Annotated in this window: 11 protein-coding genes; 9 read left to right on the forward strand and 2 right to left on the reverse strand. The window is 63.1% G+C overall.

Annotated features, from left to right (window positions below):
* Positions 1-51: 51 nt before the first annotated feature.
* On the forward strand, positions 52-3,555 hold the full coding sequence (mfd, locus tag AAC023_RS03330; RefSeq protein ID WP_339738108.1) for a transcription-repair coupling factor: 3,504 nt from the start codon (positions 52-54) through the stop codon (positions 3,553-3,555).
* On the opposite strand, the gene AAC023_RS03335 is transcribed toward mfd, so the two are convergent.
* Positions 3,552-4,868, reverse strand: coding sequence for a hypothetical protein (locus tag AAC023_RS03335; protein WP_339738110.1), 1,317 nt, complete (start codon positions 4,866-4,868; stop codon positions 3,552-3,554). The genes mfd and AAC023_RS03335 overlap by 4 nt on opposite strands.
* A 94-nt stretch (positions 4,869-4,962) precedes the next feature.
* On the opposite strand from AAC023_RS03335, the gene AAC023_RS03340 reads away from it, so the two are divergent.
* Together AAC023_RS03340 and AAC023_RS03345 are read left to right on the forward strand one after the other, a co-directional pair.
* Entirely contained in the window at positions 4,963-6,057 is a 1,095-nt protein-coding gene (locus AAC023_RS03340; RefSeq protein WP_339738112.1) for a CaiB/BaiF CoA-transferase family protein, read from the forward strand.
* A gap of 290 nt (positions 6,058-6,347) precedes the next feature.
* Positions 6,348-6,599: a hypothetical protein gene (locus AAC023_RS03345; protein WP_091767261.1), complete on the forward strand. Its 252-nt coding sequence runs from the start codon at positions 6,348-6,350 to the stop codon at positions 6,597-6,599.
* A gap of 4 nt (positions 6,600-6,603) precedes the next feature.
* On the opposite strand, the gene AAC023_RS03350 is transcribed toward AAC023_RS03345, so the two are convergent.
* On the reverse strand, positions 6,604-7,596 hold the full coding sequence (locus tag AAC023_RS03350; RefSeq protein WP_339738115.1) for a WYL domain-containing protein: 993 nt from the start codon (positions 7,594-7,596) through the stop codon (positions 6,604-6,606).
* Positions 7,597-7,683: 87 nt separating this feature from the next.
* Here AAC023_RS03350 and AAC023_RS03355 point away from each other — a divergent pair, with 87 nt between their 5' ends.
* The 6 genes from AAC023_RS03355 (at position 7,684) to AAC023_RS03380 (ending at position 14,936) form a co-directional block, all read left to right on the forward strand.
* Complete coding sequence (locus AAC023_RS03355) at positions 7,684-8,577, forward strand: YihY/virulence factor BrkB family protein (protein WP_339738117.1); 894 nt, start codon at positions 7,684-7,686, stop codon at positions 8,575-8,577.
* Between the two features lie 69 nt (positions 8,578-8,646).
* Positions 8,647-9,351 carry a CoA transferase subunit A gene (locus tag AAC023_RS03360; protein WP_339738119.1) on the forward strand — a complete coding sequence of 235 codons (705 nt, stop codon included), beginning with the start codon at positions 8,647-8,649 and terminating at the stop codon, positions 9,349-9,351.
* Positions 9,348-9,911 carry a hypothetical protein gene (locus AAC023_RS03365; RefSeq protein ID WP_339738121.1) on the forward strand — a complete coding sequence of 188 codons (564 nt, stop codon included), beginning with the start codon at positions 9,348-9,350 and terminating at the stop codon, positions 9,909-9,911. Before AAC023_RS03360 ends, AAC023_RS03365 begins: the two co-directional genes overlap by 4 nt.
* A 70-nt stretch (positions 9,912-9,981) precedes the next feature.
* The gene (locus tag AAC023_RS03370) at positions 9,982-10,641 is read left to right on the forward strand and encodes a CoA transferase subunit B (RefSeq protein ID WP_339738123.1); all 660 of its coding nucleotides are present in this window, start codon (positions 9,982-9,984) and stop codon (positions 10,639-10,641) included.
* A gap of 118 nt (positions 10,642-10,759) precedes the next feature.
* Positions 10,760-13,843 (forward strand): efflux RND transporter permease subunit, encoded by a 3,084-nt coding sequence (locus AAC023_RS03375; protein ID WP_339738125.1) that lies wholly within the window; start codon positions 10,760-10,762, stop codon positions 13,841-13,843.
* 25 nt (positions 13,844-13,868) lie between these two features.
* Complete coding sequence (locus AAC023_RS03380) at positions 13,869-14,936, forward strand: efflux RND transporter periplasmic adaptor subunit (RefSeq protein WP_339738126.1); 1,068 nt, start codon at positions 13,869-13,871, stop codon at positions 14,934-14,936.
* Positions 14,937-15,015: the final 79 nt, after the last annotated feature.

Here is a 15,015-nt window from a genome sequence, read left to right on the forward strand (position 1 = left end):
AGAACCGAAAACGACCAGAACCGAAGCCCTCCTGACCCAAAGACTGGCGATATGTCCGAAATTGAGATGATTGCCCGGGTTCAGGGTCCCGCCACCGTTTGCGGTGCTCCGGAAGGCCTCGACGCGCTGGTATTTGCCGATACGGCGCGGCTGCGGCGCGGCGTCAATGTCTTCATTGCGCGTGATGACAGCCGTGCGGCGGCCTTCGTCTCGGAACTGCATTTCTTTGCGCCGGGTCTCGAAATCCTGCGCCTGCCGGCCTGGGACTGTCAGCCCTATGACCGCATCTCGCCATCACCGCGCGTCGCGGCGCGGCGGGCGGCCACCCTGGCGCGGCTCGCTTCGGGCGATCTGCCGGACACCTGCCTGATCGTCACCACCGTCAATGCCATGGCCCAGCGCTGTCCGCCGAAAGACGTGCTGGCGCTGGCCGGGATCATCGCACGGCCGGGCAATCGTGTTGATGTCGAGATGCTCAAACAGCATTTCACCATCAACGGCTATGCCCGTGCGGCCACAGTGATGGAGCCGGGCGATTATGCTGTGCGCGGCGGGGTGATCGATGTCTATCCGCCGGGCGCGCCGGAACCGGTGCGGCTGGATTTCTTCGGCGATACGCTGGAATCAATCCGTTCCTTCGATCCGGAAACCCAGCGTTCCCTGCGCCAGTTGACCGCGATCGAGTTCAATCCAGTCAGTGAGGTCCTGCTCGATGAAGCCAGTATCTCGCATTTTCGTGCTGCCTTCGTGCGCAGTTTCGGTGCCGCCAAGGGCGGGGATCCGATCTATGAGGCGGTCAGCGCCGGGGCGCGGCCGGCCGGGGTCGAGCACTGGCTGCCACTTTTCCATGACGCGCTGTCGACGCCCTTCGATTATCTGCCCGCCACGGCCCTGATCGCGATTGATCATCTCGCCGATGATGCCTTTGCCGAGCGCGCCAAACAGGTCACCGATTATTTCGATGCCCGCCAGGAAGCGAGCAAGACCGCGCATCAGTCCAGCCTGTCGGCGCCGACCTATCGTGCCCTGCCGCCCAGCCAGCTCTATTTCGCCAAGGCCGAGTGGGCCAAGACCCTGAGCGGGCGGACCGTGCGCCGTTTCACCGCCTTCAACGAAGCTGGAGCACAGACGATCGATGTCGGTGGCAAGCAGGGGCGGATCTTCGCCGCCGAACGGGCCGCAGAAAACACCAATGTCTTCGATGCCGCGGCGCGCCATGTCCAGGCGCTGGTCAAATCGGGCAAGCGCGTCGTGCTCGCCTCCTGGAGCGCAGGTGCGTCCGATCGCCTGGCCTCGGTCCTCAATGATCATGGCGTCGGCAAAATCATCGCCGTCGAGCACTGGGACGAAGTCGCGAAGGCTCCGCCGAAAGCCGTCCTGCGGGCCATCCTGCCGGTCGAGCGCGGTTTCGAGACCGAGACCATTGCCATTCTCTCCGAGCAGGACATTCTCGGTGACCGCCTGGCACGGCCACGCCGGCGGCGCAAATCCTCCGATATCATCGTCGAGGCCGGAGCCTTGTCGCCCGGCGATCTGGTCATCCATGCCGATCACGGGCTGGGCCGTTTCATCGGCCTGAAAACCCTGCCGGTGCAGGACGCGCCGCATGATTGCCTCGAGCTGGAATATTCCGGTGCCGCGAAGCTCTATCTCCCGGTCGAGAATATCGAACTTTTGTCGCGCTATGGCGCCGACAGCGATACGGCCCAGCTCGACAAGCTTGGCGGGGTTGCCTGGCAGGCCCGCAAGGCGAAAGCCAAGAAGCGCTTGCGCGACATGGCCGATGCGCTGATCAAGATCGCCGCCAAACGCCTGGCCCGCACCGCCGATCCGATTGTGCCGGAACATGGCAGCTGGGACGAGTTCTGCACCGCCTTCCCCTTTGCCGAAACCGACGACCAGCTCAATGCGGTCGAGGACGTGCTCGGCGATCTGGCACGCGGGCGCCCGATGGACAGGTTGATTTGCGGCGATGTCGGTTTCGGCAAGACCGAAGTCGCCCTGCGCGCAGCCTTTGTCGTCGCCATGAGCGGCCGCCAGGTCGCGGTGGTGGCGCCGACAACGCTGCTCGTGCGTCAGCATTTCAAGACCTTTGTCGATCGTTTCCGCGGCTGGCCGGTCAAGGTGCGGCAATTATCGCGTCTGGTCGGGACCAAACAGGCCAATGCGACCAAGGATGAGTTGCGCGACGGCAAGGTCGAGATCGTGATCGGCACGCATGCGCTTTTGGCCAAGACGGTGAAGTTTGCCGATCTCGGCCTGCTGATCGTCGACGAGGAGCAGCATTTCGGGGTCAAGCACAAGGAGAGGCTCAAGGAATTGCGCGCCGACGTGCACGTGCTGACCCTGACCGCGACGCCGATCCCGCGCACGCTTCAGCTCGCCCTGACCGGGATTCGCGACCTGTCCATCATCGCGACGCCGCCGGTCGACCGCCTCGCCGTGCGCACCTATATCGCACCCTTCGACACGGTCACGATCCGCGAAGCCCTGCTGCGCGAGAAATATCGCGGCGGCCAGGCCTTCTTCGTCGTGCCGCGGATCAGCGATCTCGAGGAGATTATCACCTTCCTGCGCGAATCCGTGCCCGAAGTCTCCTTCGTGGCGGCGCATGGCCAGATGGCGGCGACGCAGCTGGAAGACATCATGACGGCGTTTTACGAGGGTCAGTATGATGTGTTGTTGTCGACGACGATCATCGAGTCCGGCATCGATATCCCGACCGCGAATACGCTGATCATCCACCGCGCCGACCGTTTCGGCCTGTCCCAGCTTTACCAGCTGCGCGGCCGGGTAGGGCGTTCCAAGACGCGCGCCTATGCCTATATGACAACGCCGGCGCGGCAGAAACTTTCCGATGGAGCCGAGAAGCGGCTGAAAGTCCTGCACTCACTCGACGCGCTCGGTGCCGGCTTCACCCTGGCGTCGCACGATCTCGATCTGCGTGGCGGCGGCAATCTGCTCGGCGAGGAACAATCCGGCCATATCAAGGATGTCGGGGTGGAGCTCTACCAGTCCATGCTCGAGGAGGCCGTGGCCTCATTGCGCGAGGGCGGCGAGGAGCATGATGAGGGCGAATGGACGCCGCAAATCAATGCCGGCGGTGCCGTTCTGATTCCGGATTATTATGTTTCAGACCTCGATGTCCGGCTGCAGCTCTACCGCCGCCTGTCCTCGCTCGACAGCAAGACCGATCGCGAGAGCTTTGCCGCGGAACTGATTGACCGTTTCGGGCCCCTGCCGTCAGAAGTCGAGACGCTGTTGCGGGTCGTGGCGGTGAAAACGCTGTGCAAGCGGGCCGGGGTCGAAAAGGTCGATGCCGGGCCGAAGGGCGCCGTGATCCATTTCCGCGGCGACAAATTCATCGACCCCGTCGGACTGGTCGAGCATATCTCGAAAAACCAGGGCCTGTTCAAGGTTCGTCCGGATCACAAGCTGGTTCTGCGGGCCGAATGGGACGCGCCGGATGACCGGCTGCGCGCCATCGAGCGGGCCATGAGTCCGCTTGCCGATCTTGCGGTGCGAGCCGCCAGTCAGGGCGCGGCGGCCGGCTAGCCCAGCGCGGCCAGTGGGTCATTGCGCCGCAATTGGGCGACGGCACGGTCGATCAGCGCTTCGGCGGCCTCGTCCGGCCGTAATTCGACCGATGCTGACAGCACGCTGAGCCGGAAGGGCTGTAACGGATCCTCGCTCTCGAAGGCCGTGCAATCGGCGATCGCGGCGACGCGTGTGGCGACGCAATCAATCCCCGCCGTGTCGGTAAAGGGCAGAATGGCGAGGAAAGTATCGGGTCCGATCCGGGCCGCAGCATCTTCAGTGCGCAGAAGATGGCGCAGCATGGCGGCGAATTGGCGCTTGGCCTTTTCCGTCGCGTTTGCATCGGCGCCGTCATCGGACAATGGCGAGACCACCTTAAGTGCCAGGACTGACAGTGAAATTTCGTCGCGGCTGACGGCGTGGATCAGGTCCTGCAGGTGCGAGGTGATAAAGGCGGCGTGGAACAGGCCGGTCTCGATGTCCAGAGTACGCGGTTCGCGGCAGGCTTCCAGCGCGGCTTTTGCCCGCCGCCGCCGCCGGCGTTCCGCGGCCAGAGCCAGGATCCGGCCATGCATTTCCTCATCGGTCGTGCCAGGCGCAATGATATCCGAGACGCCGCGCGCATAGGCTTCTTCGGCATTTTCGGGATCATCATCGGCGCCCATCAGCAGCACGGGTGTATGATACAGCCGCGCATTGCGCCGCATCGCCGAGGAAATGGTGAAAGCGACATCGCGCTTGCCCGTGGCATTGAGCACGACGGCATCGAATGGGCGTTCATGCAGATAGTCAAAGGCGGAATAGGATGAGAAAGCGCCAACCAGTTCCGCGTCTGCGCCCTTGAGGATGTGCTGCAAGGCCATGAAGCGCGGCGAGGCGTCGCCAACATAAAGGACGCAAGGCGCTGGATCGACCGGGTCGAGATTGCGGCCACGATCACCATACAGAGCGGTGACTGCCGTGCGGCGCTTCGCCACTTCTTCCATCGCATGCAGACGGGTGAGGGCGCGGACCCGCGCCGCGATCTGCACTGGAAGGGTGGGCTCGCGGATCCAGGAATCGACCGCATCATTGTCTGACAGGGCACCTGGATGCACGACAATGACCGGGCGGCGGCCCGGCGCAAAATTCTGCAAGGCGGCCAGACCATCGGCGACATCGCGGTCGCTGTCGGCGAGGATGACGCTACAGGCCCAATGGCGCGGATTGCGCGCGGGCGGGCTGTCGCCGCGGATGGTCCGGGTGCTGAGGGTGAAGGAGTCGAGCGCTCGCCCCAGACCGTCCACGCGGTCGGGATTCCCGAATAACAGGACGTTCAATTCGCGTCCCATGCGTCCCCCTGCCGCAGACACCGATGATTTGGTGTTTCTTGAGTTTGTCACAAGTGCCACGCTTTCGAAACCGCCGATTCGCAAGGAAGTTCCCATGAAAGCGCAAGGACCTCTAAAAGGGGTTAAAGTACTGGAATTTGTTGGGCTGGGTCCGGCGCCCTTCTGCGCCATGATGCTGGCCGATATGGGCGCCGATGTTGTGCGCATCGACCGGCCCGGCGCTCATGGCGGCGGGGCCAGTGAAGTGCTGGCGCGCGGGCGCCGTTCGATCTCGCTGAATATGAAGGATGAGGCCGATCTGGCGATTTGCCGTAATCTGATCGCCAAGGCGGAAATCCTCATCGAGGGCTTCCGGCCCGGCGTGATGGAGCGGCTCGGTCTCGGGCCCGATGCGGCACTCGTGCTCAATCCGGCACTGGTCTATGGCCGCATGACCGGGTGGGGCCAGACCGGTCCGCTCGCCCAGGCAGCGGGTCATGACATCAATTATATCTCGCTGACCGGTGCTCTCGGCGCCATCGGCACACCGGAGACACCGGTGCCGCCGCTCAATCTGGTCGGCGATTTCGGGGGCGGTGCCATGTATCTCGCCTTCGGTGTCATGGCAGGCCTGGTGCACGCCCGCGCCACCGGCGAAGGCCAGGTGGTTGATGCCGCAATCGTCGACGGCGCCACCTCGCTGATGGCGTCGCAGCACCAACTCGCGGCGATGGGGTTGTGGAATACAAGGCGCGGCGAAAACCTGCTCGATGGCGGCGCGCATTTCTATGGCGTTTATGCCTGCGCCGATGGCGGCCATGTCTCGATCGGCCCGCTGGAGCCACAATTCTATGCCCAGCTGATGGACAAGCTCGGGATCGACCCGGCCTCGATGCCGCCCAGCTGGAGCGGCGAGGACTGGCCGGCTGCCAAGGCGCGGCTGGCGAAGATATTCCTCGGCAAGACGCGCGATGAATGGTGTGACCTGCTCGAGGGCACGGATGTCTGTTTCGCACCGGTCCTGAATTACGCGGAATCGCCGGACCATCCCCACATGGCGCAGCGCGGTGTCTATGTTGAGATCGACGGTGTGCGCCAGGCGGCACCCGCACCGCGCTTCTCGCGCACGCCAGGCGCGGTGCAGGGCGCGGCATCCAAACCCGGCGCCGATCGCGACGCCATTCTCGAGGATTGGAAGGTAAGCGGCTGAAACAAGGGTCTGTTTCGTCGATCATGAAGATGACTGAATGCGTTCATGCCGGGTTCAGGGGCTGACGGGCATTCTCTTCCTCGAGATCAGCGGACACCCTTGTCCCTCGCACGTCCGCTTCTCTTCGTAGCAATACGATACCCCGAGACGCCGGTCGCCCCCAACGACCGGCGTCTCACTTTTTCGGGCCTGAGATGGCGCGAGACAGCACCCGGTCAGGCGGGTGACTGTTTTTGTCGCCCGCGCGATCCATGATGATGTCCAACGAGCCAATCGGATGGAGATCAATCATGGCAATCGCAATCAATGCCTATGTCGAAGGCGCCGGCGGCGCACTGCGCTCAATGGCCCCGCACCGTTTTCGTGACGGCTATTTCCGCATGCAACAGCCCGGCGATGATATCAGTTGCCTCCATGTCGAGGATCTGCGCTCGGTCTGCCGCTATCTGCACAAGGGCTACCGCCTGGCAATGTCGGCATCTGACGGACACTCCATGCCGTCCTGGCTGCCATCGGAATCCGTGCGGATCGCCGTGCGCTGAGCGATCAGGGAAAGCCGGGGAAGTCATCGCGCCGGTGGCCGGCGACCATGGCGGCGAGGGCAGGCGGGGCCAGAACCTCGACCTGGTCGCCCCAGGCATAGAGATGCCAGCACATTTCCAGATAACCGCAGGCGGAGAAGCGCACGATCAGTGAGCCATCCGCCTGTTCCTCGCTCGTCTGGTCCGGATGAAAACGAAAGCGCGCCGCATGCGGTGCGGCGCGGGCGGTGAATTTCCAGACCACCTCGCCAAACTCTGCCTGGTTCTGGAACACGCCGAAGGCCTGCCTGGCATAGGTCTCCAGGTCAAAGCCCTCATCGCGGGCGAACCAGTCTTCGGTGACGCCGGCGCGTTCAATATCCTCGACCCGGAAATGGCGTAAATGGCCATCGGGTTTGGACGGGTCGCGGGCGACGAGATAGCGGCGTGCACCGAGCAGAAGACCATAGGGCTCGACCCGGCGCTGCATGGCGGCTGCGTCCTGGCGGCCACGATAGAGAATATCCAGTGCGAACGGGCCTTTGAGGGCTTCGGCAATGGCGGCGTCGACGGCCGGATCGCTGGCGGGGCGAGGGCCCGGACGCGCGGCATGGCCCATGGCCTCGAGCAGCGCCTCTTCATCAGCCTCAAGCCGGGCATGACGCTTGTCAGGGGTCAGGATCTTGATGGTTTCACGCAAGGATCGCAGCCGCCCGGCCTCGGTCGGTAGTCCCTGATGCTCAAGCGTGGCGCACGCCAGTTCCAGGGTCGCGATCTCGTCGGGGGTCGGGGCGAAGAATTCGGCGACCCGCCGCCGCGGCACCCGCCAGCGTTTGCGCCCGTCGACGTCGACATAATCCTCGGTATCGGGAAAGGTCTGGGCGAGGGCGTCGGTCATGCGCTGGGCGGTACGGCGCACGACCCCGAATTCAGCCTCGATATCGCTCAGCGTGATGCCGACATGGCCGCTGGCCAGGCGCGCCAGGCGCAAGAGATCGGCGGCTTTGCCAAATGACATGGTGTCTCCTCACAGCAAGGGTGCGCAAACCGCCATCTTGGCGTATTAGGCATCGCAACCCTTTGAACCGGACCTATTCCTGCCACCATGCTGCAATCAATCAAGCGCTTGTTGAAGATCAAACTCGATCTCCCGCCCTGGCTGGAGATCATCATTGCCGCCATCAGCCGCTCCATGGCACGCGATGTCATGCTGTTCGCCGGCGGCGTGTCCTTCTTCGGCATGCTGGCGCTGTTCCCGACCATCGCGCTGGGCATCTCGATCTACGGTCTGGCCTTTTCAACCGCTGACGCTGAAGCCCAGATTGCACGCTTTGCCGAGATCATGCCGGAGGGCGCGCAGGTCTTTGTCCTGGGCCAGATCGGGCGCATTACCGAAGCACCGATCACGGCGCTGTCATTCAACGGTGCCGTCGCCCTGCTGATTGCCCTGTTTGCTGCGGCGCGCGGGGCCAAGGCGTTGATCGCGGGGCTCAACCACCTCGCAGAAGATCGCGATATCCGTAATGTCATTCATTTCAATTTCCTCGCCATCACCTCGCTGCTGATCGGCGGCGCGCTAATCACGGCGGCGAATCTGGCGGTGTTGGTGATCCCGGTCTTCATGCGGCAATTATTCGAGGCGCTCGGCCTGGAGCCGCTCGATATACGCTCGGTGATCAATGAATGGTCGGCGACCGGGCTGACCATGTTCGCGGCGCTCACACTGCTCTACCATATGGCAATGCGGCGGCGTGAATATGCGATCGCCTGGGTGCCATCGATGATCGCGGCCGCCGTGTCCTGCGGTCTGTGGCTGAGCCTGTCCAAGGGATTTTCCATCTATGTCAGCCGCGTGCTCGATTTCGGCATTTATGGCTCGATGGGCGCGCTTGTCGTTTTCCTGTTGTGGATTTACTGGTCGGCCTATGCGGTCTTTTTTGGCGGAGCCCTGGCGATCGAAATCGATGCACGGCGTCCGGCGATTCCCGAACCGGGGTGAAGGCGCTAGTATTTTGCTGCGTCTGCGATATAAACATGAACCGAACATCAACTTTCGACTGAGGTCCCGATGAAAAAGGTATTTCCCGACGCCAAGGCTGCCCTGGACGGTTTGGTCTTTGACGGCATGACAGTGATGTCCGGGGGTTTCGGCCTCTGTGGTATTCCGGAAAATTCGATCGCCGCGCTCCTCGCCACCGGCGTCAAGGACCTGACGGTGATTTCGAATAATTGCGGCGTTGACGGTTTCGGCCTCGGCGTCTTGCTCGACGCCAAGCGGATCAAGAAAATGATCTCCTCCTATGTCGGCGAGAACAAGGAATTCGAACGGCAATATCTGGCCGGCGAACTGGAGCTGGAATTCAATCCGCAGGGCACACTGGCCGAGCGCATTCGCGCCGGCGGTGCCGGCATTCCCGGTTTCTACACCAAGACCGGTGTCGGGACCCTGATCGCCGAAGGCAAGGAAGCACGCAAATTCGCCGGCGAGAGCTATATCCTGGAAACCGGCCTGACGGCCGATGTCTCGATCATCAAGGCCTGGAAGGCGGATCCGCAGGGTAATCTGATCTTCCGCAAGACGGCGCGCAATTTCAATCCGATGATGGCGACGGCCGGCAAGGTGACCATCGCCGAGGTCGAGGAAATCGTCGAGCTGGGCTCATTTGATCCCGATCACATCCACACGCCGGGCATTTTCGTCCAGCGCGTCTTCGTCGGCGAATTCGAAAAACGTATCGAACAGCGTACCGTGCGTCAGCGCGAGAGTGCATGAGCATGATTGCCGCGCTCTTCTTCGCGCTGGCCCAGCCTGACGCCGCACCGGTTTGCGAGATTTCTGCCGACCAGCGCGCGGCTTATCTGGCGATGGAATATCAGGCCTTTGACCAGACCATGGGTGAGGGCTGGCGTCCACTGGGCGAGGATGATGGCTGCCAGTCGGTCGCCGGCATTCTGATCGCGGATTACCTGCTCTATTCCCACGCGCCGCTGGAGACGTATCAGGTCCGCGTGCTGCGCTTTCATGCTGGCCAGATGTTCGCCTTTGCCGGCGAGACAGGACGGGCGCTGGATTTCTTCCGTGCTTCCTATGGCGCGCCCTATGGACCGGGCGACCGGCTCGACTGGAATAGCTATGTCGATGCCACCATCGCCTTCCTGGGAGATGACCGCGAGACCCTGGATGCGGCCCATGCCCGCCTTCTGCTGCAGACGCCCTTCGAGAATGGCGCCATCCCCAACCTCAATGTCGGGGACGGATTTCTGGCCTGTTATGGCGAGGGCTATCGAAAGGCCTATTCCGCCGAATGCATGAGCGACGTGCGGCCGCAATGAGTCGGCATCGCCTGAACCGTACCAAGACAATGACACCGGCCGCCTTGCGGCACAGAACTGGAGACTGAAGATGGCCTGGACACGCGATGAGATGGCGCGGCGCGCCGCACAGGAGCTGGAAGACGGTTTCTACGTCAATCTGGGGATTGGCATCCCGACCCTGGTTGCCAATTACATCCCCGAGAATATCGACGTCACCCTGCAGTCGGAGAACGGCATGCTGGGCATGGGGCCTTTCCCCTATGATGACGAGGTCGATGCCGATCTGATCAATGCCGGCAAGCAGACCATTACCGAGCTGCGCCGGACGAGCTATTTCTCGTCGGCTGACAGTTTCGCCATGATCCGCGGCGGCCATATTGATTTGTCCATTCTGGGCGCGATGGAAGTGTCGGAAAATGGCGATATCGCCAACTGGATGATCCCGGGCAAGCTCGTGAAGGGCATGGGCGGCGCGATGGACCTGGTCGCCGGCGTCAAGCGCGTCGTGGTGATCATGGATCACGCCAACAAGGCCGGGGAGAGCAAGCTCCTGAAAGCCTGCTCGCTGCCGCTGACCGGTCAGGCCTGTGTCGACCGCATCATCACGACGCTGGGCGTGTTCGATGTCACACCGGACGGTCTGGAGCTGATCGAACTGGCACCGGGTGCGTCGCTGGAGCTCGTTGCCAGCCAGACCGAGGCGAAATACTCGGTCACCGACCACGTCCTCAAGCACGAAGCAGCCTGACGCTGCTGATTATCGGGGCGGCTCACTGTCTCGTGAGCCGCCTTAGCAATATTTAATCATTGTTACATCGTTTTAGCACGTTCGCGGCGGGTATGAGGTAGGTGCGAGGGAGACGCACATGCCACTTACACGACTGTCACTGAACAATCCTGCTGCCGTATTTGTCGGCATTGCCCTGATTGTGGTTCTCGGCCTGGTCGCCTTTACGCGCCTGCCGATCCAGCTCTTTCCGGACACCCAGCAGCCGCAGGTCAATATCGCGACCTTCTGGCGCTCGGCCTCGCCGCAGGAAATGGAATCTGAAATCATCGAGCCGCAGGAGCAGGCGCTGGCCGGCCTCGCCGGCATGGAAGAAATGCGCGTCTTCGTCGGGGAGGGCTCCGCCTTCGTCAATCTCACCTTCGCGCTTGAAACCGACATGACGCAGACGGCGATCGAGATCTCCAACCGTCTGTCGCAATTACCGCCCCTGCCGCGCGACGCGGTCGGGCCGAATATTGGCGGCTTTGGCGGCGATGCACAGCAAAGCCTGATCTGGTTCTTCGTCCAGGCCCTGCCAGGCAATCCGCGGGAGATCAATGATTATTCCAGCCTGATCGAAGACCAGGTCGTGCCGCGCCTGGAGGCAATCCCCGGCGTGGCCAGCGTCCAGATCGGATGGGGCCAGCAGCCGGAAGAACTTCAAATCACGGTCGATCCCTATCGCGCTGCGGCCCTGGGCGTGACCTTGCCGGAGATCTCCGCAGCGATCGTCAATAACCAGGACGTCTCCGGCGGCAATGCCGAGATCGGCCGCCGCTCCTACCAGATGCGTTTCGAGGGTGAGTTCGAGCCTGCCGAGATGGACGAGTTGGTGGTCGTCTGGCGCGAAGGCAATCCGGTACGGCTGGGCGATCTGGCAACGGTTGAGGTCAATTACGGCGAGCGGACGAATTTCACCTATCAGAACGGCAATCCGGCGATGGGCATTGAAGTGCGCCGTCAACCCGGCGCCAATGTGCTCGCAGCCCTGGACGCGGTGAAGGCCGAAGTCGCCGAGATCAACGCCACTGTCCTGGCCGAACAGCAACTCGTCATGGCGCCATCCTTCGACGCCTCGGTCTTCATCATGCGGGCGATCGATCTGTTGCGGACCAATTTACTGCTCGGCGTCGGGCTGGCGATTTTCGGGCTCTGGCTGTTCCTGCGGCGCTCCCGGGCCACGCTGATCATCTCGCTGGCGATCCCGGTTTCGCTGCTCTCGACCCTGATCGTGCTCTTCCTGTTCAATCGTTCCCTGAACGTGATCTCTCTGGCAGGCCTCGCCTTTGCCACCGGCATGGTGATGGATGCGGCGATTATTGTGCTGGAGAATATCATCCGCCGCCGCGAAATGGGCGAGGATGCCGACACGGCCTCGGAGAAGGGCGCGACCCAGGTCTGGGGCGCCTTGCTGGCCTCGACGGTCACCACGGTGGCGATCTTCCTGCCAATCATCTTCATCCGAGATGTGGAGGGGCAGCTCTTCGCCGACCTGGCGATCACAATTGCCGTCGGCGTGGCCATTTCCATGATCGTCGCTGTGACCATTCTCCCGGTGGCGGCCAAATACTGGATCCGCGACCGTCAGACCGTAACCCGCCAACCGATCCTCAACCGGATTGCCGAGGGTATTCTGTCGCTCAGCGACAATCCGCGCATCCGGCTGGGCGTGATTGCCGGCCTGATCGCGATCCCGATCGCCACCACCTGGATGATCCGGCCGCAAATGGACTATCTGCCGCCGGTCAAGCGCGATGCGGTCGACGCCTTTTTCATTTTCCCGGCCGGCTCCAATATGGACTGGATCGAAGCCGAAGTGGCCGCGACGGTCATCGAGCGGTTGGCGCCCTACATGTCCGGGGAGCGGGAGCCGGCGCTGCGCAATTACTATTTCGGGACCTTTCCGGGCGGCGGCGGTGCGACGGCCGGAATTCGTGTTCTTGATCAAAGCCGGGTGGGGGAACTGGAGCGGATTGTTCGCGAGGAGATCATCACGGGGATTCCCGACGTAATCGGCTTCGCCCAGCAGGGCGATCTGTTCGGGGGCTTCTCCCAGGGCGGCAATATCCAGGTCAATGTGCAGAGCGCCGATTCCGAAGCAAGGGGGCGGGCGGTGAATGCCGGGCTGGCTATCCTGCGCGAGCGGTTTCCCGGCGTGAATATCAACGCCAATCCACCGCCCCAGGACAATCAGCCCCGCCTGACCATGGTCCCCGATGATCGCCGCATCCAGGAAGCCGGATGGGCACGGCGCAATGTGGCCGGCATGATTGCCATGCTTGGTGATGGCCAGTTCATCGGCGAATATTTTGATGGCGATAGCCGGATGAATATCATCCTGCGCTCGAATGGCTGGGAGACGCCGGATCAGCTGGCGGGCTTGCCGATCGCCACGCCATCCGGGGCCGTCGTGCCGCTCGGTGATCTGATCAATATCCGCGAAGATGTCGGCCCGGGCGGGATCCAGCGGCTCAACCGGCGCCGCACGGTGACGATCAATATCAATCAGCCGGAGGGGCAATCGCTCGAGGAAATCCTCACCGTCGTCCAGAACGAGGTCGAGCCGGCGATCCGCGCCGCCCTGCCGGAGGATGGCTCTGTGACCTATGGCGGCAGTGCCGACAGCCTCGAGCGCGCCAAGATGACCATGGCGACAAATATGGGCATGGCGCTGATCATCCTCTTCCTGATCCTGGCCGGCATGTTCCGCTCGCTGCGCGATGCAGCGCTGGTGCTGGTCTCCCTGCCCCTGGCCGGGGTCGGCGGCGTGGTGATGTTGCAGATTCTCAATATCTGGGTCACCCAGCCGCTCGATCTGCTGACCATGATGGGCTTCGTCATCCTGCTCGGCCTGGTGATCAATAATGCCATCCTGCTGGTTGATCAGACCCGTCAGGGCGAGCGTGACGGTCTGAGCCGCCGCGATGCGGTCGAACAGGCGCTGCGTATGCGGCTGCGGCCGATCTTCATGAGCACGATGACCAGCCTTCTGGGCATGCTCCCGCTGCTATTGGTGCCTGGCGTCGGCAGTGCGATCTATCGCGGTCTTGCAGCGGCGATCGTCGGCGGAATGAGCGTCAGCCTGGTCTTCACCCTGATCCTGATCCCTTGCCTTCTGCGCCTCGGTGAAAGCCGCCAGCAGGCGCGCCTGGCATCTTCTGCCCTGGCTCCGGCCGAATAGACCGAAGTCACAAGGACCCGAACCCATGACACTCTCACCGCAACTCCTCGCAGCCTTCGCCGGGCTTGGCCTTCTCACCCTGATGCCCGCCGGGGCCGTCGCCCAGGACGGGCCGCCGCCGGCCATTATTCGCAGCGCCGCCATCGTCGAACGCGATATGGCGCGCACGATCACCACACCGGCCAGTGTCGTGGCGCGCAATGATGCCCGGATCGCCGCCGAGGCGGCGGGCCGCATCACCTTCATCGCCGAGGCGGGTGACAGGATCGAGGCTGGCGGCCTGATCGCGCAGATGGATGATCGCCAGGCCCGGATCGCCCTCGACGAGTCACGGGCGCGCCTGGCCCGGGCCACGGCGAATGGTGATTATCAAAGCGCCGAGGCCGCCCGTTTCGAGGGTTTGGCGCGAAATGGAACTGTTCCGCCGACCCGTTTGCGCGAGGTCGAGCTGGCGCGCGATCTGGCCCTGCAGGATGTGCGCGAGGCCCGTTCGGCCGTGTCCCGCGCCGAACTGGAGCTGGAGCGCACCCGTATCCTCGCACCCTTTGCCGGCCGTGTGGTCGAACGGCTCATCCAGGCGGGCGAGCTGTCGGCACCGGGCCGCGATATCGTGCGCATTGTCGATATCGATCACAAGGAAGCCGTCGCCCAGGCCCCGGTCGCGATTGCGCCCTATCTCAGACTTGGTCAGGAGGTCGTCCTGACGATGGGGGATGGCGGGAGCACAACAGCGCCCATCCGGGCCATCATTCCGGTCGGCGATGCGGTGTCGCGAACCTTCGAGGTCCGGATCGATCTGGCGAGTTCCGACTGGATTGTCGGTTCGGCCGCCCGTGCGGCCTTTCCCGCCGAGACGCCGCGAACGCAATTGGCCGCGCCCTATGATGCGGTGATCCTGCGCTCGACGGGGGCTTTCATCTTCACCGTCGATGCCGACAATATTGCGCATCAGATCGCGGTGACGGCGGGCGTGCGCGATAATGGCTATATCGCCATTGCCGGCGATGTCGCGGCGGGCGAGCGCGTCGTGGTCTCCGGCGCGGAAACCCTGAGCGATGGACGTGTGGTTCAGGAAATGGGCGAGGATGCCTGATCCGGCTAGCGGGAAGGCCCGGTCGTGATACATTGGGGGGCGAGACTGTCCGGACCCGTCTCCCAGTCCCGCAGGGCCA

This window comes from uncultured Maricaulis sp., assembly GCF_963976135.1.
Classification (GTDB): Bacteria; Pseudomonadota; Alphaproteobacteria; order Caulobacterales; family Maricaulaceae; genus Maricaulis.

Coding starts and splice junctions, on each gene's coding strand:
- mfd (WP_339738108.1), top strand. CDS start 52: ATGTCCGAAATTGAGATGATTGCCCGGGTTCAGGGTCCCGCCACCGTT.
- AAC023_RS03335 (WP_339738110.1), bottom strand. CDS start 4,868: ATGGGACGCGAATTGAACGTCCTGTTATTCGGGAATCCCGACCGCGTG.
- AAC023_RS03340 (WP_339738112.1), top strand. CDS start 4,963: ATGAAAGCGCAAGGACCTCTAAAAGGGGTTAAAGTACTGGAATTTGTT.
- AAC023_RS03345 (WP_091767261.1), top strand. CDS start 6,348: ATGGCAATCGCAATCAATGCCTATGTCGAAGGCGCCGGCGGCGCACTG.
- AAC023_RS03350 (WP_339738115.1), bottom strand. CDS start 7,596: ATGTCATTTGGCAAAGCCGCCGATCTCTTGCGCCTGGCGCGCCTGGCC.
- AAC023_RS03355 (WP_339738117.1), top strand. CDS start 7,684: ATGCTGCAATCAATCAAGCGCTTGTTGAAGATCAAACTCGATCTCCCG.
- AAC023_RS03360 (WP_339738119.1), top strand. CDS start 8,647: ATGAAAAAGGTATTTCCCGACGCCAAGGCTGCCCTGGACGGTTTGGTC.
- AAC023_RS03365 (WP_339738121.1), top strand. CDS start 9,348: ATGAGCATGATTGCCGCGCTCTTCTTCGCGCTGGCCCAGCCTGACGCC.
- AAC023_RS03370 (WP_339738123.1), top strand. CDS start 9,982: ATGGCCTGGACACGCGATGAGATGGCGCGGCGCGCCGCACAGGAGCTG.
- AAC023_RS03375 (WP_339738125.1), top strand. CDS start 10,760: ATGCCACTTACACGACTGTCACTGAACAATCCTGCTGCCGTATTTGTC.
- AAC023_RS03380 (WP_339738126.1), top strand. CDS start 13,869: ATGACACTCTCACCGCAACTCCTCGCAGCCTTCGCCGGGCTTGGCCTT.